Consider the following 21,668-nt stretch of genomic DNA (forward strand, 5'->3'; position numbering starts at 1 on the left):
CCTGAGTTCACAAAGGCTGTGCGCGAGGCTCGTCAACCTCTCCCGCGTGTGGGAGAGGTCGGCGCAAAGCGCCGGGTGAGGGCTCTGTCCTCTTGGGGATTCTCGACTGCAGAGACACCCTCTCCCCAGCCCTCCCCCGCAAGCGGGGGAGAAAGCGCACCTGCTTTGTGGCATGCATCCCGCCCGACTGCACCATGCTCAAAAAACCGTGCCGTCGCTGATCACCTTGAGCGGCGGCGAGCCGTCGGGGCGGCGTGCGAAGGCAATAGCGCGGCCCTCAGCCCAGGTGCCGCCTTCCAGGATGCTGGCGAGCGGCAGCGTCTCTGGCGTACGGCCGAGCTTGGCGCGGATGCGCTCCGCCAGCCGATCGAGCAAGGCGACAGTGAGAGCGCGCCACTCCACGACGAGCAGCGAATCCACCGCATGCGCGCGCGCAGCGTCCGCTGAATCGCGCAGGCGCAGCACCTCATGATCGATGAACAGGCCGCCATTGCGGTATTCGGCCAGCCCCGTCAGGCCGTCGATGTCTGTCACATCGAAGCCTGCACGCTGGAGCGGCTCGATCAGCGAGTAGCTCAGCCATTGCGAGAGCTTGTGCAGCGGCACGAGACCGGCGGTCGCGTCGTCCGCCTTGATGGCCGGGTGACGCCAGCAATCGCCGAGCGGAATGCCTGCGAGTTCCAGCCGCGACGGCCAAATCGCTCCGAGCTGGTTCAGCACGGCGGACAAGATGGCAGGTGCGGCAATGGCGCCGCCATTCGCTTGCGCCGCGATGTGATCGAACAGGCCGCCAGGCCGCGGCGTATCGCGCAGGCCGAAAACCTCAGCCCGTTCCGCCACCAGCTTGCCGAGACGCCGCAGCAAATCGGTGCGTCCGTCGAGGCCGAGCAGCGGATTGGCGTCGGTTACCTGAAAAGCGGATGTGAGAGAGGTGAGGGGTAGTTGCGCAAGCACTTCCGCATCGGCCCTGAACGGCGTGCCGGCATCGCGCGAGAAGAGGCCGCCAGCGAACATGTCGAGGCTTGCGATCGCGAGCCCTTCGGACCGGCCGATGCTTTCTCCTGTCACCGCGTCGCGATATCGCCACATCGCACCCGCGCCGGCATCGAGCAGCACGCTGACGATGGCAAGATCGAACTCCGCGCGCGCCCGCGCCGCGCGATCGGGCCAGGACGTAGCGTCCGCAACCTCCGCCCAGCGGTCGACGCCGCCGAGCACGAAATGCCGCCAGCGCGCATGGAAGGGAACGTCCAGCGTCGGATAGGCCTTGCGCGTCACCGCCAGCACCGCCTCCGCAACGCCGTCCATGCGGTCGAGATCGATCGTGAAATGGCTCAGCCCGCCGGCCAGGCCGAGCTCGAGCATCTGCGCGGCCCGCGCGCGAACCGCCGCTGCGGTGAGCAGCGCGCGCGCCTCTCGTTCCAAAGCGTCCGCCATCGCGCGATCAGTATTTTTCCAGCGAACGCCCGACCACGTCGTTGACGTCCTTTTCCGGCGCGATGTCGGTCGAGTAATAGCCGGCGGCCTTCTTCGCGGCGATCTCGACATAGGCGTCGGCGGGAATCAGCTCCGGCGGGATCGGCACACGCTCGACGATGTCGATGCCCTGCGAGGTCAGCGCGTCGTATTTCATGTCGCTCATCGACAGGAAGCGGTCGATGCGGGTCAAGCCGAGCCAGTGGATGGTATCCGGCATCAATTGCTGGAAGCGCGCGTCCTGGACGCCGGCGACGCATTCGGTGCGCTCGAAATAGGCTGCGGCCGCGTCGCCATCCTCCTGGCGCTTGCGCGCATTGTAGACCAGGAATTTTGTGACCTCGCCGAGCGCGCGGCCTTCCTTGCGGTTGTAGACGACCAGCCCGAGCCCGCCCTCCTGCGCGCCGCGCGCGGATTCCTCGATGCCGTGGATCAGATAGGGCCGGCAGGTGCAGATGTCGGAGCCGAACACGTCGGAGCCGTTGCACTCGTCATGGACGCGGCAGGTGATCTTGGTGCGATGGTCCGGCAGCTTGCTGACGTCGCCGAACATATAGACTGTGGTGCCGCCGATCGGCGGCAGGAACACCTTCATGTCCGGTCGCGTCACCAGCTCGGGGAACATGCCGGCGGTCTGCTCGAACAGCGTGCGGCGCAGCTCGGTCTCGCTGGTGCCGAAGCGCTGCGCAAGGCCGGGCAGGTGCCAGACCGGATCGATCGCGATCTTGACGACCGACACGCTGCCATTGGCGTGCACGACCTCGCCGTCGGCGCGCAGCCGCTTTGCGGCCAGCGCCTCGCGGATTTCCGGCAGGTCCAGCCGCGCTCGCGTCACCGCGATGCTCGGCCTGATGTCGGCGCCTTCGGCGATCTCCTGGCGAAAATTCTCGGCGACGAGATGCCCCCAGGGATCGAGCGCGACGATTTTCGTGGGATCACTCCATTGCGGGAACGGGCCGATGGTCGCGGCCGGAAACGTGTTGGTGAAGTCAGGACGCCTGATCGGGTCGAGCGCGCCAGCGGACACCGCGAGCGCCCGGTACATCGCGTAGGATCCGCCATGGCTGCCGATCACGTTGCGATCCCCAGCGCGCGACACTGTGCCGATGATCGGCCCTCGTGCGCGCGCGTCGGCGGCGCCCCAATGGATCGGAAAGGCGGCCTTCCGGCCTGGCTCCGGATGGGAGGTCAGGCGGATGTGGTCGGTACGGTTCGCGCGGCTCATGTCCAGGCTCCCAAAAAGCCAACGGCCCGCCGTTCGGACGGGCCTGGCTCGGTCGCGTTGCCAGTCGAGGACACCGGCGACGCGAGCTCAATCCAACATATTGTAGCGGCCGGCGACGACAGACAAGTTAATCGTGCCGGGCGGGCAGGGCCCTTTGTTGCCAAATTCCCGTCGGTGACCGCGCCGGCAGGATCTCCCTTTAACACCGAGCGCGCGTTGGCCGACCTCGCCGCTCTGCCTCGGCGGCCAGTTTAAGAGATTGAAATATTTTCATTTTTCATGTTTTCAAGGGGGCTGCGTCGTTTCGTGCGACAGGCGTCAGGTTCTCGACAAAACGTGACATCAACCCGATCGTACGAATCGCCTTGTCCAGGAGACTGCCATGCCCGCTGCCAGCTATATCGACCCCCGCAACGGACAGCTTTATCCGTTGGATCAGCCGCGCTGGTGCTCGGACGAGCGCACGCCGCTGCTGGTGACGCCGGGCGCCGGTATCTCGCGCGAGGACATCGATGGCCGCACACGATCGCTCTGGCGCTACCGGGCGGCGCTGCCGGTCGAGATCGCAAAGCCGATCACGCTCGGCGAGGGCTGCACGCCATTGGTCCAGCAGGAGTGGGGCGAGCTGCGGCCGTTGTTCAAGCTGGAATGGTTCAACCCGACTGGCAGCTTCAAGGACCGGGGCTCTTCCGTGATGCTGTCCTTCCTGCGCCAGATCGGCGTCAATGCGGTGCTGGAGGACTCCTCCGGCAATGGTGGCTCGTCCATGGCCGGGCTCGGTGCCGCCGGCGGCATGCGGGTGAAGATCCTCGCGCCAGCCTCGACCTCGCCGGCCAAGATCGCGCAGGTCCGCGCCTATGGCGCCGCGGTGCAACTCGTCGAGGGTCCGCGCGAGGAGTCGGAAGCCGAGGCCATTCGCCAGTCGCATCAGACTTTTTACGCCAGCCACAATTGGCAGCCGTTCTTCCTCGAAGGCACCAAGTCACTCGCCTATGAGATCTGGGAAGACCTCGGCTTCCGCGCGCCCGACAACGTCATCGTCCCGGTCGGCGCCGGCAGCAGCCTGCTCGGTTGCGCCTTCGGCTTCCGCGAGCTGCTGGGGGCCGGCCAGATCGCAAGACTGCCGCGCCTGTTCGCGGCGCAGCCGCTCAATTGCTCGCCGATCGATGCAAGCTTCCAGGCCGGTGTCGATACGCCTGTCGCGCGCGAGGTGCACAAAACCATCGCCGAAGGCACCGCCATCAAGAATCCGTTGCGGCTGCGCGAAATCATCGGCGCCTTGCGCGAGAGCGGCGGCGGCACCGTCGCGCTCAGCGAGGATGAGATCGTCGCCGCCCTGCGGCGTCTCGCGCGGCAAGGCCTGTTCGCCGAGCCGACCAGCGCCAGTGCAGCCGCCGCGCTGGACAAACTCGCAGCCGCTGGTGCGGTCAAGGCAAACGAAACCACGGTCGCCGTCCTCACCGGCACCGGCCTCAAGGCCGCAACCACCGTTGCCGATCTCGTGCAGTAGGGCCCGCTTGTTGCCCCGTCATTGCGAGCGCAGCGAAGCAATCCAGACTATCACCGCGGAACGATTCTGGATTGCTTCGCTGCGCTCGCAATGACGAAGGCGGAAGCAACGAGCGCAATCATATGACCGTCATCACAGGATGACGGATCACCTACTCCTTCAGATCATTCACCCGCTTCACCCAGGCGCGCACATCTTTGAGCACGGCGGGCAGCACCGCCTTGACCTCCGCCACCGTCATGCCCGCCTTGATGCGGGGATCGTAGAGCAGATTGAGGATGTACTGGTCGTAGACGTCGAAATAGCCCATCGAGACGTTGTCGTTGAACATGGTCCAGGGCACGCTGGTGGTGTCGTTGATCGGCCCGAGCGATTGCAATAGCTCCTCATAGGCGCAGTCGAGGAAGACGAAATCGCCGTTGTCGACGGTGAGGATGACGTCGGAATGCTCGATCTCGAAATTGTCGTTCTTGCGGAAGCCGGACAGGCATTGCGGATCGAGCGAGGTGCGGATCTCGCGCGCCTTCTCGGCGCCGTAAAAGCTGGTGAGGGTGCGGTAGAGATCGCGGTCGCGCACGAGCTTGACCCGCACATTCGCCGCCTCGCTGGTCGTGGTCATGGCGATGTCGAGATGCTGCACGCGCGTGGCGATGTCGTTCACGACCTTCGCAAGCTGCGTCTTGCGATCGGCGCGGTCGCTCTCGGCGTAGACGCGCACCGGCCCATCGAACTTGCGGATGCGGTCGACGCGGCCGGCGAGGTGGTACTCGGCGCCGAACGCCGTCTTGAGAAAGCCCTCGACGATCTCGCCGTCGGTGAAGCTCTTCTTCTCGGAGCGCTGGCGCGAGACGATGGCAGGCAGTTCACCCGCTCGGGCCGTGGTAGCGGTGTCAGGCACCAATGTGAGCGTGGCGAGCGCCAAGAGGGCGATGCGGAAGGCGGGCGCGGTCAGGTTCAATGCGCTCATTGTCGTGCGACGCTGCCGCATTCGCGTCGCGCGCACAAGCCCGCAAATTCACGCGCGTCGCGGGTTCCCGCCGCTCGTCTGCAGCCAAAGAGTACGAACTTCGCAATGCCGAGCTCGGGCCGCGGGCTCGACCTCTCCCGCTTGCGGGAGAGGTCGGCGCGCCCGGGCGATGCGAAGCATCGTCCCGCGCGCCGGGTGAGGGCTCTCTCTCCTCATTGGGTGTCTCACTGCGGAGACACCCTCTCCCCAACCCTCTCCCGCGGGCGGGAGAGGGAGCGCAGCACCGGTCTGGCTCTAATTGTTCAGCACCACTACGGTGGTGCCGACCGCGACGCGGCTGTAGAGGTCGGTGACGTCCTCATTGGTCATGCGGAAGCAGCCCGAGGACACCGCCTGGCCGATCGTCTCCGGCTCGTTGGAGCCGTGGATGCGATAGAGGGTCGAGCCCAGATACATCGCGCGGGCGCCGAGCGGATTGTCGAGGCCGCCCTTCATGTGACGCGGCAGGTCGGGCCGGCGGGCCAGCATCTGCGACGGCGGCGTCCAGGCCGGCCATTCCTTCTTGGCGGTGATCTTGTGCACCCCGCCCCAGCGGAAGCCATCGCGGCCGACGCCGATTCCGTAGCGCAGCGCCTGGCCGTTCTGGAGCACCAGGTACAGCCGCCGCTCGCCGGTGTTCACCACGATCGTGCCGGGCGCGTAATTGCCGTTATAGATGACGGTGGTGCGGGGGACGGGATTTGCGCCGGAACGGAAGAAGTTCGGGCCGCCACCCATGATGTCGCGCGTGTCGAACTCTTCGGCGAGCACGCCGCCCGCCATGGCCGACAGCAGTGCGATGGCGGCGATCGGCGCGGCAAAAAACCGGATCATTGTCTCCCCCAGCAAAAAAATCGATTCAATGACAGCCACAGGCCATATTTGCGGGCTTTCCGCAAGCCACGGCCCCGTGAGGAACACCATGCTTAACGATTGGCGTTACCAAATCGGCAACCACGCCAATTTGCCGAAAAGAATTAGCCAAGCCGGCGCATCGTCACGCGGGGCAGGGCAGCGATGGCGGCTATTGCTTTGACGGAACGCGCGAACAATGATTGATCGAACCGATATCTGGACAATGCCGGTCGTGGGAGCCTTGGAATGAACGGTGCGGAAAGCCTGGTGCGGACAATGGTCAAGGGCGGGGTGGACGTCTGCTTCACCAACCCCGGCACCTCCGAGATGCATTTTGTCGCAGCGCTCGACCGCGTGCCGGGCATGCGTTGCGTGCTCGGCCTGTTCGAAGGCGTGGTGACGGGCGCCGCCGACGGCTATTTCCGCATGAAGGGCACGCCGGCCTCGACGCTGCTGCATCTCGGCCCCGGTCTCGCCAACGGCCTCGCCAATCTGCACAACGCCAAGAAGGCGAATTCCGGCATCGTCAACATCGTCGGCCAGCACGCGGTCTACCACATCGGCTACAACGCGCCGCTGACCTCCGACATCGAGGGCCTGGCCCGGCCGATGTCGTCCTGGGTCCGCACCTCGCCGGATTCCAAATCGGTCGCTGCCGACGGCGCCGCGGCGATTGCCGCCGCCAAAAGCGCACCGCCGCAGATCGCGACCCTGATCCTGCCCGCCGACACCGCCTGGAATGAGGCCGACGGCGTCGCCGAGGTTCCGGCTGAGCAGCAGCGGGCGAGCTATTCGCCGCAGGCGGTCGAGCAGGCCGCAAAAATCCTGCATCGCGACGGCGAGGGCACGCTGCTGCTGATGACCGGCAGCGCGCTGAGCGAGCACGGCCTGGCGCTGGCCGAGCGCATCGCCGGCAAGACCGGCTGCACGGTGATGGGCCCGACCTTCCGCCCGAAGATGGCGCGGGGCCGCGGCCGTTTCTCGATCGACCGCATCCATTACGTCATCGAGAACGCGCTGCCGATGCTGGCAAAATTCCGTCACATCGTGCTGGTCGAGTCCGACGATCCCGTGGCGTTCTTCGCCTATCCGAACAAGCCGAGCATGCTCAAGCCCCAGGGCTGCGAGGTCCATCGCATGACCTCCTGGGGCGAGAACTCGGTCGCGGCGCTGGAAGCGCTTGCCGGCGCCGTGAAGGCCAGCGCTAGGGACGTCAAGCCGCAGGCGTTGCAGGAACTGGTCAAGCCGACCGGCGCACTCGCCTTCGCCTCGATCGCGCAGGCGATCGCCTGTGCGATCCCCGAGAATGCGATCATGGTCGACGAATCCCTCACCACCGGCCGCGGCTTCTTCCCACCGACGGCGGCGGCGGCCCCGCACGACTGGCTCCAGAACATGGGCGGCTCGATCGGCTTCTCGACGCCGCTGTCGATCGGCGCGGCGATCGCCTGTCCGGATCGCAAGGTGATCACCATGGTCGGCGACGGCAGCGCGATGTACACGATCCAGTCGCTGTGGACGCAGGCGCGCGAGAACCTCAACATCGTCACCATCGTGTTCGCCAACCGCATCTACCAGATCCTGCGCGGCGAGTTCGACAATGTCGGCGCCGGCGAGCCCGGCCAGCGCGCCAACGACATGCTGCGGCTTGATCGCCCGACGCTGGATTTCGTCGCGCTGGCGAAGGGCATGGGCGTGCCCGGCCGCGCCGTCACCAATGCCGACGAGTTCAACAAGGCGCTGGCGGAAGCTGTCGCCGAGCCCGGCCCGCGGCTGATCGAAGTTCAGATGTAAGGCATCAACAGACGGAGCGCCGTGAGCCCGGAGGCACGATGCAGACCGAGCTGAACAAGGTGATCGCGGCGCTCCGGGACTTCTACGCGCAGGAAGCATTCCTGTTCGAGAAGGACGTCGGCGAGCGCGCGATCACGCATCGCTTCGCCGTGCACCTGGAGAAGCAGTTCTCCGGCTGGTCGGTGGACTGCAATTACGATCGGCTCGGCGAGCGCACGCTGCATCTGCCGCACGGCACCATCATCTCGACCGACGACCATCTCGGCAAGTCGATCTATCCTGATGTCGCTGTGCACCAGCGCGAGATCCCGAACAATCTGCTCACTGTCGAGATCCGCAAGGCCAGCAATCACACGCCGCTCGAGCACGACCAGCACAAGCTTAGGGCGCTGACCGACGTGCATGTCTGGTTTCCCTATTGGATCGGTTTGCTGCTGGTGCTGGACAGGCAGCACGTGACGATGTCGGAGGTCTATGTCAGCGGCCTCGTCGACGAGGCGCTGTCGCGCTGGTTCGCGACGCGGCTTCAGGAGACCGGCCTCGGAATTCGCGCATAGAGCAGCGCGACGTGCGCGGTGACGCACGCCGCCAGCTCATCAGTAATGGTACGGCTGCGAATACGCGTAGCGCGGGTTGATGCCGCAATAGGCCGACGTGCCGGAGGCGGTGGCGGCACATTGCTGATAGCTCGCGAACTGGCAATTGCCGGGATAGCCCCACTGGCGGCCTTGCAGGCAGTATCTGTCGTTTGCGGCCTGGGCCGGCGCCGCCGACAATGACGCTGCGATCAGGGTTGCGAACGATGCAAGCGTGAGGATGGTGCGACGCATTTCAAATCTCCTTCGAGGTGGTGGAACGGCCTTGCCTTGGCGTTCCCGTGGCCTGTCTGACGGACGGTCATGCTGTGTTGGTGTCCGCGACGCGGGATGCGTTCGAGGTGAGATACATCGTGACGCAGCCCGCGCCTGTGATCTCCACCACAGTTCGCGCGTGGGTTCCCGACCTATTCTCAACGACCTTGCACGCCTCGATCCCGTGGGACTAGGCTTGCCTCATTCGGATCAGGCATTTTGGAGGTTCTGATGCAGAAGTCATATTTGCTGGCAGCGACGGCAGCGCTGGTGCTCACGATGCAAGCGCCGCTCGCGCTGGCGCAGAGCGCGCCGGCCGCCGGTGGAACCGCTGCACCGGCCGCGACAACCGCTGCGCCGGCCGCGACGACGGCACCGGCTGCGACCACCGACACCTCCAGCCAGCCGACCGATTCCAAGAAGAGCGCATCGAAGAAGCCGGCGAAGAAGAAGATGACGCGGCAGCAGGAGATCGATCATTCGATCGACACCGGCACCGTTCCCGCGCGCTACCGCAGTTCGGTGCCCAAGCAGTACCAGCAATACATTCCGTTCGATAAGCGGTAGCGGATCGCATGGCGGCGCGACCGGATCAGCGGCTGCGTCGCCGTTGCCCATTGCAGGATGGCCTTGGCCATGGGATCCAACCACATACATTGTGGCGCGCCGTGCTAGATTAGGCTTAAGTCCGGGGGAAGGAATGAGTGACGACGGGAAGGATGCTGGCCTTGTGGCCATGATCACCAGCATCCTTGGAGGCAACAAGCGCGCGGACGTCGTGACGCCGCCGCCGCTCACCGAGGCTCCTCCGACAGCGCCGACGAATGGGTTCGAGGCGGTCGAGCCGTCCAGCACCGATGCGGAGCCGGCGGAGTCTGAGCCGGCCCCCGAAGCCGTACCAGCCGAGACCAAGCCGGTCACGCCACCTCCGAAAATCGCCACCACACGAGACGGCAAGAAATTGCTGCCTGCGGAAGCGATTGCCGATCTCGTGCTTGGTGAATTGCGCAAGCTGGAGAATTTTCCGGCGACCGGCGTCTCGGTCACGGTCTATGGCTACCGGCACTGGAACGCCATGATCACCTTCGCGCCGTTCTCGACCACGTTCCGGAACGCGACCCGGTTCCGGCAGGCCCTGCCGGACCTCGTCTTCAAGCTGCGCCGCTTCGTCGAACTTGAGATATAGTCCGAGTCAATCACCGGCGGCGGAACGCGCTGCCGACAGCCGTGACAGTTCGACAGGATTTTGAAATTGAGCGTCGCCTTCACCAAGGAAGAGAGCGCCGAAACCGCGTCCGAGACGCTGTTGCCGGATCGCCCGATCTCGCCGCATCCCAACCTCGTGACGGAAAAAGGCTTGCAGGCGTTGCAGACGCAGCTTGCCGAGGCGCGCGCGGCCTATGAAGCCGCGCAAGCGATCGAGGATGTCAACGAGAAGCGCCGACAATCGGCGGTGCCCCTGCGCGATGCCCGCTATCTGACGGAACGGCTGCGCACGGCGCAGGTCGCTCCAGATCCGGCCTCGACCGATACAGTCGCCTTCGGCAGCACGGTGACCTTCAGCCGCGCCGATGGCCGCGTGCAGACCTATCGCATTGTCGGCGAGGACGAAGCCGATCCGAAGGCCGGCTCGATCTCCTTCGTCTCGCCGGTCGCGCGATCGTTGATGGGGAAAGCGGTGGGCGACGTCGTCGGTTCGGGCAACCAGGAGATCGAGATTCTATCGATCGCGTAGCGAGCGCATCGTCTATCGGCTCCCGCCTAGACCCGCGGGAGTTCAACGCCCGTCAGCTTGCCCAGTTTTGCGATGAGATCCTCCTGGAATCCCGGGTCCGTCGCCTCATCGGCTGGCTCCTCCTGCCGCAGGTGATGCCAGTAGCGCCCGCTGACCAGGGCCGCGGAATCCTCGCTCACCGCCAGCCAGGTCTGAGTCCGTTGTCCGGTGTCGAGATCGACCGGGGCGCTCGCGCCACCCATCTTCGTGCGCACCCATCCGGGATCGACGGCGTTGCTGAGGACGTTCGGCCAGCGCCGGGCCAGCGCGAACGCCAGGGCGACCACGTGCAGCTTGCTCTCGGCGTAGGCCTTTGCCGAATCCCAGGCACGGCTGTTCCAGTCGAGGTCATACAGCGAGCCCTCTCCACCGCGGTGCAGCCCGCTGCTGAGATAGATCAAGCGGCTGGGCCGCTCGATCAGTGCCGTCAGCATGTACGGCGCAAGAATGTTGATCGCCAGCGTGCTGGCATGGCCTTCCGGAGTCGAGCCGCGGCTCCGCTGGGTGTAGACACCGGCATTGTGGATGATCGCATCCATGCGGCCGATCGCATTGACCTGGTCCGCGATGTTCCTCGTCTCAGCGGCACTTCTGAGATCACCGACCACCATTCCGGCGCCACGCGGCGTGAGCTCGCCAAGCGCCGCGGCACGATCGACCGATCGCGCATGCAGCACCACGCGGTGACCTTGATCAAGCAGGGATTGTGCCGCCGCCCGGCCGAGACCGTCCGTGCTGCCCGTGATGAATACGATCGCCATGCGCTGTCCTCCGGATTTCTGGATGCACTCTACAGCGCCTGCGCATCACTTCCGATATTGCTCGTCGCTCACCTTCTCCAGCCAATCCACGTTCTTGCCGCCGGAGGACTCCTGGATTGCGATGTGGGTCATCGCCGTCGTCGGAGAAGCGCCATGCCAGTGCTTCAGTCCGGGCGGGAACCAGACGACGTCGCCGGGGCGGACTTCCTCGATCGGGCCGCCCTCGCGCTGAACCCAGCCGAGCCCGGCCGTGATGATCAGCGTCTGCCCGAGTGGATGCGTGTGCCAGGCGGTGCGGGCACTGGGCTCGAACGTGACTTGGCCGGCCCCAGTGCGAGCCGGATCCTGCGCCTGAAACAGCGGATCGATGCGGACGCTCCCACTGAACCAGTCTTGGGAGCCCTTCTGCGAGGGCCGAGACCCGTTTCTCTTGATGTCGATTTCCATTTGAGCCTCCTTCTGTGCTTCGGACGCGCGCGCCTGCACCCGCTGAATTCCGAGAGTGGCGGCGGCGCTGCCGGCGATGAGTACGTCCCGTCGTGTGATCACGGCATCTCTCCGGTCAGCGCGGACGCTTTTCGATGACGTCCTTGATCACTGGCGCTGCGGAGAATGCGTTGGGCCAGCCGGCGTAGAAGGCGAGATGGCCGAGCACTTCGCCGGCTTCCTCCTGCGTCAACCCATTGTCCATCGCGCGGTTCAGGTGATAGGTGATCTGCGCGACCTGGCCGGTTGCGATGAGAGCGCTCACGGTGACCAGGCTGCGGTCGCGCGGCGCCAGCGCCGGCCTGAGCCAGAGATCCCGGAACAGCACGTCCGTCGTGTATTGGACCAGGCTTGGCGTGATTTGTCCGAACTGCTCTGCAACCCGCGTCGCCCGCTGCTTCTCTGCGGCCTCATCGAGCGGCAGCTGCGGCCCCGAGGCCGCTGGCAGCTGATCGGCCCCGATGTTGCGGCTCCTGAGCACCTGCCTCGCCGCGGGGATCGCATCCATCGCGTTCGCCCAGCCCGTGTAGAAGGCCAGATGCGTGATGATCTCCGATATCTCCGACGGCTTCACGCCAGTGTCGAGCGCGAGTGCCAAATAGGAGGGCAGCTCGACGGTTTGATCGCGCGCGATCAGCGCGGCGACGGTGACGATGCTGCGATCCCGCCGCGACAGCCCCGGTCGCTTCCAGAGATCGCCGAGAACGAATTTTTGCGCATAGCCTTCGAGGGCGGGAGCGACGGCGCGGACGTCTTCCGGCTTTGGCATTGGATTTACTCCTGCAATGGGCGTCTGTCCGGCGGCAGCGCCGGCGAACAGACACAATGAAAGCAAGGTCGCGAGCATCCTCATGACGGGGTTCCTCCCAAGCTTGTCGGGTGTGCCATCAGCCACAGCGCCACCAGCGCGGCAGAGAGCACGGTCACGGCGCTGACGAGAAAGACGCTGTTCAGTCGTGCGCCGGTCGCGATCAATCCGAGTGCCGGGCTCGCGAGCCCTTGCGCGAGATCCAGGAACGCGGTGTAGGCGCCCATGGCGAGGCCGCGGCTCTGCATGGGCACGCTGCGCACGGCTTCGACGCCGAAGCCCGGATAGACCAGCGAGAAGCCGAAGCCGGTGAGCGCGGCGCCGGCGAGCGCCATCTCGGGCCGGACCGCAAGCCAGATCAGCGCCTGGCCGGCAGCTTCGATTCCCGCACAGACCAGCGCGACCTTTGCCCCGCCGAGCACGTCGGCTACATGACTGAAGAACACCCGGGCCAGGATGAAGGCGATGGCGTAAGCGGAATAGGCCAGCCATCCGTTGGCCCATCCGCGGTTCGCAAACAACAACGCGGCTAATGTGGTGACAGCGCCGAAGCCGACGCTGCCGAGTGCCGAGCCCAAGCCCGGGAGCCAGACGGCACCGAACATCTCGGCGAAGGAGGTGCGGGTCTGCTGCTGGAGGGGAGGGACCGCGGGGAGCCGGACGACGAGCAGGAGCGTCAGTAATGGCGCGACGACGGTGGCGGTCGCGATCGCAGCGAAACCGTAGGCAGCGTAGAGCACAGATCCCGCGGGCGCGCCGATCGCGAAAGCCGCGAACATTGCCGAGCCGACCCAAGCGATGACCTTGCCGGTGGCGCCGGCGTCGGCGAGCACAAGTCCCCAGCTCACCGCAGCGGTGATGATGAAACTCTCGGCCGCGCCGAGCAGTCCACGGCCGAGCAGCAGTATAGAGACTGACGCCAGCGGGGTGTTGGCGAAGCCGAGAGAGAGCAGATAAAGCAGTCCGGAGGCCGCGGCAGCGAGCAGGCCGACGATCACGCCGCGCTTCGCTCCGCTTCGATCCGAGAAGTGGCCAGCCCACGGCCGCGAGATCAGCGAAGCGGCGAACTGGCTGCCGGCGACCAGGCCGACCACGAAGGTACCCAGGCCCAGCCCATCGTGGACGTGAAGGGGAAGAATTGGCATCGCGACGCCGATGACCAGGAAGGCAACGAACACCACCGCCATGATCGGCATCAGGTTGGCGACGCCGCGCGGCGCAGCGGCCTCTCGAATGGTTGTTACCGACATGCGAGCTCAGAGCTCGTGCTGCGTCGGCGCAGGCGATCGGCGGCTTGCGACGCGCTGACGCCGTTCGGGAGCTCGATTGCTTCTGTCATAGGTCCCTGCCTTCGTTCTGGAGCGTCCGATCGCTAGTCCGAACCTAAGACTTCCGCGCTCGTCCGATTAGGTGATAGATTTCGAATGCGGTCATTAGCTGGGCTTATGAATGAACAGAGAGGATGCCAGCGATCTCCTCGCCTTCCTCGCAGTCGCGAGGGAGCGCAGCTTCACGCGCGCTGCGGCAAAGCTCGGCATGACGCAATCCGCGCTCAGTCAGATCATCCGGAATCTGGAGGAGCGGCTCGGCGTGCGATTGTTGAACCGGACGACGCGGAGCGTCACGCCGACCCAGGCCGGAGAACGGCTGTTCCTCAGCGTCGGCCCGAAGTTCACCGAGATGGATGCCGATCTTGCTGCGCTCAGCGAATTGCGCGAGAAGCCTGCCGGAACCATCCGGCTGACGGCGACGGAGTTTGCCGCCGCCGAGATCCTGCTGCCGGCGCTCCGGAAGATCCTGCCCAAGTACCCGGACATCCATGTCGAGGTGATCATCGACTACGGGCTCACCAACATCGTGGCGCAGCAGGTTGATGCGGGCATCCGTCCCGGCGAGCTCGTCGCCAAGGACATGATCGCCGTGCGCGTCAGCCCCGACCTGCGGATGGCGGTCGTCGGGTCGCCCTCATACTTCGCCGAACGCAAGCGACCGAAGACGCCGCAGGATCTGACTCACCACAATTGCCTCAACCTCCGCCTGCCGACGCACGGCGGCAGCCTCTACGCCTGGGAATTCGAAAAGAACGGGCGAGAGCTCAATGTGCGGGTGGAGGGCCAGCTCGTGTTCAACAGCGCGGGCCTTCTGCTGGACGGAGCGTTGAAAGGCTTGGGCCTTGCCTACCTCACCGAGGGACATGTGCAGCCGTACCTGTCCCAGGGCCGCCTGGTCCGCGTGCTCTCGGATTGGTGCCCGCCGTTCTCGGGATACCATCTCTACTATCCCAGTCGGCGCCAGCCTTCGCCGGCCTTCTCGCTGCTCGTGGAAGCGCTCCGATATCGGGGTAAGTAAAAGGGCATGACCACGGGACTTTATGTCCGAAGGATGCCGCTTTGCGCCAGAGCTTCCCTCCAGCTCGGTGGTTGCACCGGTGACGGTGCGGTCATCGTTGCACGCTGGTTGCTGGGATCTTGCGGGCGCCGCACTTAGCGCAGCACTTGGGTCCAGCGGCTCGTCAAGGCCTGCCACCGTGCCGCACGAGGGAAGTCGACGGCAGCGGCAGTTGGTGGAACTCGCCGGTTCGGTCGATCGCGGGGGCGAATTGACGCGTAGTCGATTGAAAATTAACTAGCGATAAGTCTGGTCCGAAGCACCTGACAGTGGAATAATTCCCAACGGTTTCTTGATCAGATTTTGACGTCGGCCCCGAACCGGCTGGCGACGTGGATTTTCATGATGGCCGCGCTTCCTCAGGACGTGGTGGCGGATTTGCAGCAAGAGAACGCGCGGCTGCTGGCCGAACTGCGCGCCGCACAAGATCGCGAGAGCGCCACCGCGGACATTCTCAAGATCATTGCCAGTTCGCCGTCGGAGGTGAAGCCGGTATTCGATGCAATCGCAAGGCGGGCCAATGCCTTGCTCGGCGGCTTTTCGACGACCGTATTCCGTTTCATCGATGGCATGGCCCACCTGGCGGCATTCACGCCGACGAATCCTGCCGCCGATGCGGCTTTGCAGAACATGTTTCCGAGGCCGATTGCCGATTTTGAGAGCTTCGCAAGAACCCAGGCGGGTAAGGTGGTACCGACCCCCGACACTGAAGCGCTGACGACCGAAATCAAATTTATCGCGCGCGCCCGCGGCTTTCGCAGCATGCTGTTCGTTCCGCTCACGACCGGCGGCGTGGTGATCGGCATGATCAGTGTCACGCGAGTCGACCCTGGCACCTTCGCTCCACATCATGTGCAGCTTCTGCAGACCTTCGCCGATCAGGCCGTGATCGCGATTGAGAATGTCCGGCTATTCGATGAGGTCCAGGCGAAGACGCGCGATCTCGCCGAATCGCTTCAGCAGCAAACCGCGACTGCCGATGTGCTGAAGGTGATCAGCCGCTCGACCTTCGACCTGCAAACCGTGCTCAACACGCTGGTCGATTCGGCGGCACGGCTGTGCGAAGCGGAGATGGCGTTCATCATGCGCCGCGAAGGTGATGAATATCACGCCGGAGCAGCGGTCGGGTTTTCCGAGGAATACAGCGAGTTTCTGCAAGCTCACCCCATTATCCCCGGACGGAGCACGGTCACAGGTCGGGCCGTACTCGAGCGCCGTCCGGTGCAGGTCATCGACGTCGCTGCCGATCCCGAATACGGCCTGCGCGAGTCGACTACCATGGCTGGTCAGCGCACGGCGCTCGGTGTTCCCCTCATGCGCGAGAATGAGCCGATCGGCGCGATCGTGATCGCTCGCAAGCGCGTGCAGCCTTTCACGGAAAAGCAGATCGAGCTGGTTGCCACGTTTGCCGACCAAGCCGTGATCGCCATCGAGAACGTACGGCTCTTCGAACAATTGCAGAGCAGGACGCGAGATCTGTCCGAGGCGCTGACGTACCAGACCGGCAGCGCCAATATCCTGAGGGTTATCGCTTCCTCGCCGACTGAAGTCGGTCCGGCGCTCGAAGCGATTGTGGAAAGCGCATGCGGGCTTTGCGAGGCATATGATGCGCTAGTCGTTCTGAGGGACGGCGACGACATCGTTGTCCAGGCGCATCATGGACAAGTTCCCGTGGTGTGGAGCCGACGATCGATCAGTGTGCAATCGCCCAGCGGCCGGGCCATTAGCGACCGCCGCACCGTTCACGTGCACGACCTGCTTGGGCCCGAAGGGGACGAATTCCCGACAGGACGGGAATATGCGCTTCGCTCCAACGTTCGGACTGTTCTAAGCGTGCCGCTGTTGCGCGAAGGCGAGAGCATGGGTGCGATCGTGCTTCGTCGCACGGAGGTTCGTCCATTCGGCGAGAAGCAGATCGCTCTGCTTCAAACTTTTGCAGATCAGGCTGTTATCGCCATTGGCAACGCGCGTCTGTTCGAGCAATTGAACGAATCGCTGGAGCGGCAGACCGCAACGTCGGAGGTGCTGGAAATCATAAGCGCTTCATCAGGCGCATTGACTCCGGTCTTCCACAAGATCCTGGAGAATGCGACACGGATCTGCGGCGCCGGCTTCGGCACTATGAATCTCTACGAGGAAGGCGGCTTTCGTACGGTCGCATTGCACAACGCGCCGCCAGCTTATGTTGAGACCCGGCTGCACCAGAGCATTCGCCCACATCCCGCAAGCGGGCTCGGCACCGTCGAGAAAACTCATCAGATGGTTCATATCGACGACATCAGGACTCAGCCGCCCTACGTCGAAGGCAACCCGAACGTTCGCGCGCTTGCCGACCTTGCTGGCGCAAGGACCCTCGTCATCGTACCCATGCTTAGGGAAGACGAGCTGATCGGCACCATCACGATCTTCCGCCAGGAAGTTAAGCCCTTCACGGACAAACAGATCGAGCTCGTGTCCAATTTCGCGCATCAGGGTGTGATCGCGATCGAGAATGCACGCCTGCTGAATGAACTGCGCGAGCGAACTATGGAATTGTCGCAATCGCTCGAGGAATTGCGAAACGCGCAGGATCGGTTGATCCAGACCGAGAAGCTTGCTTCGCTCGGGCAACTCACTGCCGGCATCGCACACGAAATCAAGAACCCGCTCAATTTCGTCAATAATTTTGCTGCGCTTTCCTCCGAACTGATTGACGAGCTCGGCGACGGGCTGCGCTCAGCCGCCCTCGGCGAGGCAGCAAGGCAGGACATCGACGCGCTGATACGCATGCTACAAGGCAACCTGGAAAAGATCGTGCAGCACGGAAAGCGCGCTGATTCCATCGTCAAGAACATGCTTCTGCACTCGCGCGAGGGTTCTGGCGAGCGCCGTTCGGCCGATATCAACGCCATCGTTGAGGAAAGTCTCAACCTTGCCTATCACGGCGCGCGCGCTGAAAAGGCAGGTTTCAACATCAAGCTTGAAAGGAATCTCGATCCCAGTGCGGGGGCGCTCGACCTGTATCCGCAGGAAATCACGCGGGTGTTCCTCAATCTCATTTCAAATGGATTCTACGCGGCTAGCAAGCAAAAGGACGCCGCCGGTGGCGGCTTCGAGCCAAGGCTGCGCGCGACGACCACAAATCTCGGCGGCGCCGTCGAAATCCGGATTCGCGACAATGGCGCGGGCATCCCGGCCGACGTGAGAGAGAAAATATTCAATCCATTCTTCACCACCAAGCCCGCAGGCGAAGGTACCGGGCTTGGCCTTTCAATCTGCCACGACATCATTGTGAAGCAACACGGCGGCAGCATCGAGGTCGAGACCGAGGCTGGCGATTATACAGAGTTCATCATTACGCTGCCGCGCACGCTGGCGGCACCATTGCAGACCGGAGGCAGAAGTTGAGCGTTTATATCATGGTCGTCGACGACGAGCCCGACGTCGAGGCGCTATTCCGCCAGCAGTTCCGCCGCGATCTGCGCGCCGGTCGTTTTCTCATGGAGTTTGCCCCGTCGGCGGCGGCGGCCCTGCAGCGCGCAGCCGAGATTGAGGATGCCACCCTGATCCTGATCCTGTCTGACATCAACATGCCCGGAATGAGCGGGCTGGAGATGCTATCTATCGTGCGCACCGCCCGCCCCGATGTTCCGGTCATCATGATCACAGCCTACGGTGACGCCGAGACCAAGCGCAAAGCGCTGGAGAACGGCGCCGCCGACTTGTTGACCAAACCTATCGACTTCGCGGCGCTGCGCCAGGAGATCGATACAAGGCTCGAGCAGGCCGCATGACCGCAATCAGTCTCGTGGTCGATGACAAACCGGAACGGCTCGCAAGGTGTAATCTCCTATGTACCGTCCCAAGTGAAATTAGGCATGCTGCGTCAATGTTCACCGAAAACACCGGGGGTTCAAAATGAAGACGCTCTTGGTCCCGCTTCGAAATATTTCGATGATGACATCCACGCTCGATGTCGTCGTAGGCCTCGCGCAACGTTCCGGCGCCTATATCGAAGGCTTTCCACTCCGCTTCGGCATGCCTCAATATGTAGCCGCGGAATTGGCCACCGGCGTCCTTTTAGATTCGTATCAAGTTAAGACCGAAGCCGAATTGAACGACATGCGCAACTTTTTCGAAGCGTTCATGTTGAAGCACGATATTCCTCGAGCCAATGCGGGATCGCGTGGACCATGCTTCGGCTGGCTGGAGACCGCGCCGGAGGGCGAAGACGTTGTCGGAAGTTATGGGCGCGCTTTCGATCTGATCGTGATGGCACGGTCTGACATTGATGCTCCGAGCCCTCACCGTCGCGCGATTGAATCCGCGCTGTTTGAGAGCGGCAGGCCCGTCCTACTGACGCCATCGAATGCACCAAGAAGTATCGCGACAAATATCATGATCCACTGGAATGGTAGTACCGAGCAAGCTCGGGCAAACGCATTTGCCATGCCGTTGCTCCGTGTGGCCGAAAGGGTATCGGTCCTAACCGTCATTGGCGGCCAGGGGGTACCAGGACCATCTGCCGATCGGATCGTCCAGCAACTGCGGTACAATGACATTGCAGCCCATGTGACTAGGGTTGGACTGGAGAATCGCGAGACCGGAGAGGCGGTCCTCGATGCCGCCAGGGCTCAAGGTTGCGATCTCTTGATCAAGGGAGCCTTCACCCGCACCAGGTTGCGGCAAATGATATTCGGCGGGGCGACCAGCTATATCATGGAGCATGCGGATCTGCCTGTCCTGATGGCTCATTAGAGCCGCACGCAGGCCTCTCTCCGGATCATGCCATCCTGCCCGTGTTTTGCCCGACGTGTCAACCGAAATTCGGAAAATGCGTAACCCATTGTTTCCGCTCGCGTCCGCTACTGTGCATGGGGTTGTTTTTCCATTTTTTTTATGAGACGGGTGCGGACAGCCGCGAGTGGGCCGTCAGGCGGCCGCGATCGCTCGAAACTGGATGGTTCAGGAAGAAAAATGGTGGGCGCACAAGGGATCGAACCTTGGACCTCTCCCGTGTGAACCACAATCGGTAGACCCGAGCCAACCAAATCCGGCCATAGTTGAAATGTAAAAATCTCTTTGATTGATTTGGGTTATGGCCTTGTTCGGCCATAGGAGCCCATAGGTGACCTTGCTACATTTTGTATGCCCCCGTTGTGCCCGCCGTGGATTTTCCCTTGGGGCACAAAAACGGGGGAGGTCTGAGAGCCGGTTCTGTTCGGGTTTGTGGATCCTCCCTGCGCGGGCACACGGCAAGGGGAGGGTCTGAGGCCCGGTTCTGTTCGAGGGCTGACGCCCTTCTTGCGGGGCACACCGGGGCACAGAGAGAGGGAAGGAATCATGACGGGGCCGGCCAACCAGCTGACGCTCACCGATGCGGTGATCCGCAACGCAACGCTGCCGCCGGGTAAGGCGCAGCATTATCTCCACGACGACAAGCTGCCCGGCCTCGCCCTGCGCATGCGCGCCACCGGCGGCCGGACCTGGGTCTACCTCTTCACCAAGCCGGGGGTAAGGGGGACCCAGCGCAAGACCCTCGGCGCGTGGCCCAAATATAATGAGAAGGCCGCGCGCAAGGCTGCCACCATCGCCGCAGGCGAGGTCGTCAAGGGCTTGGACCCGAACGACGCCAAGCGCGAGGCGAGGCGGCAACAGGCAGCCGAGAAGCAGCGCACCACGCTCGCGACCCTCATTGTTGAAGATGGTCCCTACCAGACGTCCTTGACCGAACGTCAAGTCGTCAACTGGAAGCCAGCAATGTCGGCGCTGAGGCGCGGGCTCAAGGATCACGCCGAGAGCGGCGTGGGGGACCTGACGCGACGACAGATCATGGCTGCGGTCGACAAGATTGCCAAGACCGGCAAGCGCGGTGCAGCCAAGGACCTGCGCAAGCACGTGCATACCTTACTCGAATGGTGCGTCGGCGAGGGCTATGTCGAGCACAACGTGCTCGCCGGCTATCGCGCGCCCAAAGAAACTCGCGCGCAAAGGGTCGGACGCCGAACGAAGGGCCGCGCGCTGACCGATGAGGAAATCATCAAGGTCTGGGATGCATCCGGCAAGCTCGGGGCTTTCGGTCTCCTGGCACGCATGTGCCTGCTCGGTGGCCCGCGCCGCAGCGAGCCTACCATGATCGAGTGGCGAAAGCACATCATGGATGACCGCATCACCTTTGATGCGGCGTGGACCAAGATGGGGCTGCACCACGATGTGCCGCGCACTCACCTGGTTGACGAGGTGCTCACGGCCGCGAAACATTTCCAGCGGGCAACCTCCGACTATGTCTTCCCGTCACCAAAGACCGGCGGCCAGATGTCCGGCTTCACCAAAATGGTCAACCGCCTGGTCAAGGAAGCGAGCGTCGCCAAGTTCACCATGCATGACTTAAGGCGCAGCTTGCGCACCATCATGTCGCGTTGTGGCTACGACAACGAAATCCAGCGGCTGTGTGTTGGGCAAAAGCCAAGCGGAATTGATCAGGTGTACAATCACGACGAACAGTGGATCATCCGCAAGATGGCGTTCGAAGCGGCCCACGACTACATCGCGGAATTGGTCGGCGCGAAAAGGGTCGGCAAAATCGTGCGCCTGCAGCGGACGAATCCGCTTGACCCGATCAAGGCCGAGCTCCTCGGCCGTCTCCGTGAGCATTATGCGGCTGAGGCGTCCTAGTGGTTCTATCGCACTTGGCCAGATAGTCGCGCACCGCATCGACACGATAGAGGGGCCGGCCATCGACGTAGCGCCATTTC

The 21,668-nt window shown here is 63.7% G+C and carries 20 protein-coding genes; 11 read left to right on the plus strand and 9 right to left on the minus strand.

The window, feature by feature from the left end:
- Positions 1-198 precede the first annotated feature (198 nt).
- On the minus strand, positions 199-1,437 hold the full coding sequence (locus XH85_RS09235) for a URC4/urg3 family protein (RefSeq protein ID WP_128931650.1): 1,239 nt from the start codon (positions 1,435-1,437) through the stop codon (positions 199-201).
- 7 nt (positions 1,438-1,444) lie between these two features.
- Positions 1,445-2,701, minus strand: coding sequence for a GTP cyclohydrolase II (locus tag XH85_RS09240; RefSeq protein ID WP_128931651.1), 1,257 nt, complete (start codon positions 2,699-2,701; stop codon positions 1,445-1,447).
- 382 nt (positions 2,702-3,083) lie between these two features.
- Here XH85_RS09240 and XH85_RS09245 point away from each other — a divergent pair, with 382 nt between their 5' ends.
- Positions 3,084-4,211 carry a threonine synthase gene (locus XH85_RS09245; RefSeq protein WP_128931652.1) on the plus strand — a complete coding sequence of 376 codons (1,128 nt, stop codon included), beginning with the start codon at positions 3,084-3,086 and terminating at the stop codon, positions 4,209-4,211.
- 151 nt (positions 4,212-4,362) lie between these two features.
- On the opposite strand, the gene XH85_RS09250 is transcribed toward XH85_RS09245, so the two are convergent.
- Both XH85_RS09250 and XH85_RS09255 read right to left on the minus strand, forming a co-directional pair.
- Positions 4,363-5,178, minus strand: coding sequence for a DUF2927 domain-containing protein (locus tag XH85_RS09250; RefSeq protein WP_164934986.1), 816 nt, complete (start codon positions 5,176-5,178; stop codon positions 4,363-4,365).
- Positions 5,179-5,472: 294 nt separating this feature from the next.
- Positions 5,473-6,051 (minus strand): L,D-transpeptidase, encoded by a 579-nt coding sequence (locus XH85_RS09255; RefSeq protein WP_128941481.1) that lies wholly within the window; start codon positions 6,049-6,051, stop codon positions 5,473-5,475.
- 267 nt (positions 6,052-6,318) lie between these two features.
- Between XH85_RS09255 and XH85_RS09260 the strand changes: the two genes are divergently transcribed.
- Together XH85_RS09260 and XH85_RS09265 are read left to right on the plus strand one after the other, a co-directional pair.
- Complete coding sequence (locus tag XH85_RS09260) at positions 6,319-7,866, plus strand: acetolactate synthase large subunit (RefSeq protein ID WP_128931655.1); 1,548 nt, start codon at positions 6,319-6,321, stop codon at positions 7,864-7,866.
- Between the two features lie 38 nt (positions 7,867-7,904).
- On the plus strand, positions 7,905-8,423 hold the full coding sequence (locus XH85_RS09265; RefSeq protein WP_128931656.1) for a hypothetical protein: 519 nt from the start codon (positions 7,905-7,907) through the stop codon (positions 8,421-8,423).
- A 39-nt stretch (positions 8,424-8,462) separates the two neighbouring features.
- Here the strand turns inward: XH85_RS09265 and XH85_RS09270 are convergent, their stop codons facing one another.
- Entirely contained in the window at positions 8,463-8,696 is a 234-nt protein-coding gene (locus XH85_RS09270) for a DUF3551 domain-containing protein (protein ID WP_128931657.1), read from the minus strand.
- A gap of 252 nt (positions 8,697-8,948) precedes the next feature.
- Between XH85_RS09270 and XH85_RS09275 the strand changes: the two genes are divergently transcribed.
- The 3 genes from XH85_RS09275 to greA all read left to right on the plus strand — a co-directional run bounded on the left by XH85_RS09275 (position 8,949) and on the right by greA (position 10,452).
- On the plus strand, positions 8,949-9,284 hold the full coding sequence (locus XH85_RS09275) for a hypothetical protein (protein WP_128931658.1): 336 nt from the start codon (positions 8,949-8,951) through the stop codon (positions 9,282-9,284).
- Between the two features lie 133 nt (positions 9,285-9,417).
- Positions 9,418-9,903, plus strand: a complete 486-nt coding sequence (locus tag XH85_RS09280) for a hypothetical protein (protein WP_128931659.1) — start codon at positions 9,418-9,420, stop codon at positions 9,901-9,903.
- A 66-nt stretch (positions 9,904-9,969) separates the two neighbouring features.
- Complete coding sequence (gene greA, locus XH85_RS09285; RefSeq protein WP_128931660.1) at positions 9,970-10,452, plus strand: transcription elongation factor GreA; 483 nt, start codon at positions 9,970-9,972, stop codon at positions 10,450-10,452.
- A gap of 26 nt (positions 10,453-10,478) precedes the next feature.
- On the opposite strand, the gene XH85_RS09290 is transcribed toward greA, so the two are convergent.
- From XH85_RS09290 to XH85_RS09305, 4 genes are all read right to left on the minus strand, one after another.
- A complete protein-coding gene (locus XH85_RS09290) occupies positions 10,479-11,252 on the minus strand; it encodes an SDR family NAD(P)-dependent oxidoreductase (RefSeq protein WP_128931661.1) in 774 nt (257 codons plus the stop codon).
- Between the two features lie 45 nt (positions 11,253-11,297).
- Positions 11,298-11,693, minus strand: coding sequence for a (R)-mandelonitrile lyase (locus XH85_RS09295; RefSeq protein ID WP_206734853.1), 396 nt, complete (start codon positions 11,691-11,693; stop codon positions 11,298-11,300).
- 121 nt (positions 11,694-11,814) lie between these two features.
- Positions 11,815-12,591 carry a carboxymuconolactone decarboxylase family protein gene (locus tag XH85_RS09300; protein ID WP_128931662.1) on the minus strand — a complete coding sequence of 259 codons (777 nt, stop codon included), beginning with the start codon at positions 12,589-12,591 and terminating at the stop codon, positions 11,815-11,817.
- On the minus strand, positions 12,588-13,796 hold the full coding sequence (locus tag XH85_RS09305; RefSeq protein ID WP_128931663.1) for an arabinose transporter: 1,209 nt from the start codon (positions 13,794-13,796) through the stop codon (positions 12,588-12,590). Before XH85_RS09305 ends, XH85_RS09300 begins: the two co-directional genes overlap by 4 nt.
- Positions 13,797-13,995: 199 nt before the next feature.
- On the opposite strand from XH85_RS09305, the gene XH85_RS09310 reads away from it, so the two are divergent.
- From XH85_RS09310 to XH85_RS09330, 5 genes are all read left to right on the plus strand, one after another.
- Entirely contained in the window at positions 13,996-14,895 is a 900-nt protein-coding gene (locus XH85_RS09310; RefSeq protein ID WP_128931664.1) for a LysR family transcriptional regulator, read from the plus strand.
- A gap of 384 nt (positions 14,896-15,279) precedes the next feature.
- Positions 15,280-18,321, plus strand: coding sequence for a GAF domain-containing protein (locus tag XH85_RS09315; protein ID WP_128937170.1), 3,042 nt, complete (start codon positions 15,280-15,282; stop codon positions 18,319-18,321).
- The gene (locus XH85_RS09320) at positions 18,318-18,707 is read left to right on the plus strand and encodes a response regulator (protein WP_128931665.1); all 390 of its coding nucleotides are present in this window, start codon (positions 18,318-18,320) and stop codon (positions 18,705-18,707) included. Before XH85_RS09315 ends, XH85_RS09320 begins: the two co-directional genes overlap by 4 nt.
- A gap of 124 nt (positions 18,708-18,831) precedes the next feature.
- Entirely contained in the window at positions 18,832-19,671 is an 840-nt protein-coding gene (locus tag XH85_RS09325; protein ID WP_128931666.1) for a universal stress protein, read from the plus strand.
- Between the two features lie 585 nt (positions 19,672-20,256).
- The gene (locus XH85_RS09330; protein ID WP_128931667.1) at positions 20,257-21,588 is read left to right on the plus strand and encodes a tyrosine-type recombinase/integrase; all 1,332 of its coding nucleotides are present in this window, start codon (positions 20,257-20,259) and stop codon (positions 21,586-21,588) included.
- The last annotated feature ends 80 nt before the right edge of the window (positions 21,589-21,668 follow it).

This window comes from Bradyrhizobium zhanjiangense (assembly GCF_004114935.1).
Classification (GTDB): Bacteria; Pseudomonadota; Alphaproteobacteria; order Rhizobiales; family Xanthobacteraceae; genus Bradyrhizobium; species Bradyrhizobium zhanjiangense.

Bases quoted from the DNA above. Each gene is read 5' to 3' on its own strand.
- XH85_RS09270 (WP_128931657.1), bottom strand. From the start codon at position 8,696: ATGCGTCGCACCATCCTCACGCTTGCATCGTTCGCAACCCTGATCGCA.
- XH85_RS09310 (WP_128931664.1), top strand. From the start codon at position 13,996: ATGAACAGAGAGGATGCCAGCGATCTCCTCGCCTTCCTCGCAGTCGCG.
- XH85_RS09275 (WP_128931658.1), top strand. From the start codon at position 8,949: ATGCAGAAGTCATATTTGCTGGCAGCGACGGCAGCGCTGGTGCTCACG.
- XH85_RS09250 (WP_164934986.1), bottom strand. From the start codon at position 5,178: ATGAGCGCATTGAACCTGACCGCGCCCGCCTTCCGCATCGCCCTCTTG.
- XH85_RS09290 (WP_128931661.1), bottom strand. From the start codon at position 11,252: ATGGCGATCGTATTCATCACGGGCAGCACGGACGGTCTCGGCCGGGCG.
- XH85_RS09300 (WP_128931662.1), bottom strand. From the start codon at position 12,591: ATGAGGATGCTCGCGACCTTGCTTTCATTGTGTCTGTTCGCCGGCGCT.
- XH85_RS09255 (WP_128941481.1), bottom strand. From the start codon at position 6,051: ATGATCCGGTTTTTTGCCGCGCCGATCGCCGCCATCGCACTGCTGTCG.
- XH85_RS09265 (WP_128931656.1), top strand. From the start codon at position 7,905: ATGCAGACCGAGCTGAACAAGGTGATCGCGGCGCTCCGGGACTTCTAC.
- XH85_RS09325 (WP_128931666.1), top strand. From the start codon at position 18,832: ATGAAGACGCTCTTGGTCCCGCTTCGAAATATTTCGATGATGACATCC.
- XH85_RS09330 (WP_128931667.1), top strand. From the start codon at position 20,257: ATGACGGGGCCGGCCAACCAGCTGACGCTCACCGATGCGGTGATCCGC.
- XH85_RS09235 (WP_128931650.1), bottom strand. From the start codon at position 1,437: ATGGCGGACGCTTTGGAACGAGAGGCGCGCGCGCTGCTCACCGCAGCG.
- XH85_RS09315 (WP_128937170.1), top strand. From the start codon at position 15,280: ATGGCCGCGCTTCCTCAGGACGTGGTGGCGGATTTGCAGCAAGAGAAC.
- XH85_RS09240 (WP_128931651.1), bottom strand. From the start codon at position 2,701: ATGAGCCGCGCGAACCGTACCGACCACATCCGCCTGACCTCCCATCCG.
- XH85_RS09305 (WP_128931663.1), bottom strand. From the start codon at position 13,796: ATGTCGGTAACAACCATTCGAGAGGCCGCTGCGCCGCGCGGCGTCGCC.
- XH85_RS09280 (WP_128931659.1), top strand. From the start codon at position 9,418: ATGAGTGACGACGGGAAGGATGCTGGCCTTGTGGCCATGATCACCAGC.
- XH85_RS09245 (WP_128931652.1), top strand. From the start codon at position 3,084: ATGCCCGCTGCCAGCTATATCGACCCCCGCAACGGACAGCTTTATCCG.
- XH85_RS09260 (WP_128931655.1), top strand. From the start codon at position 6,319: ATGAACGGTGCGGAAAGCCTGGTGCGGACAATGGTCAAGGGCGGGGTG.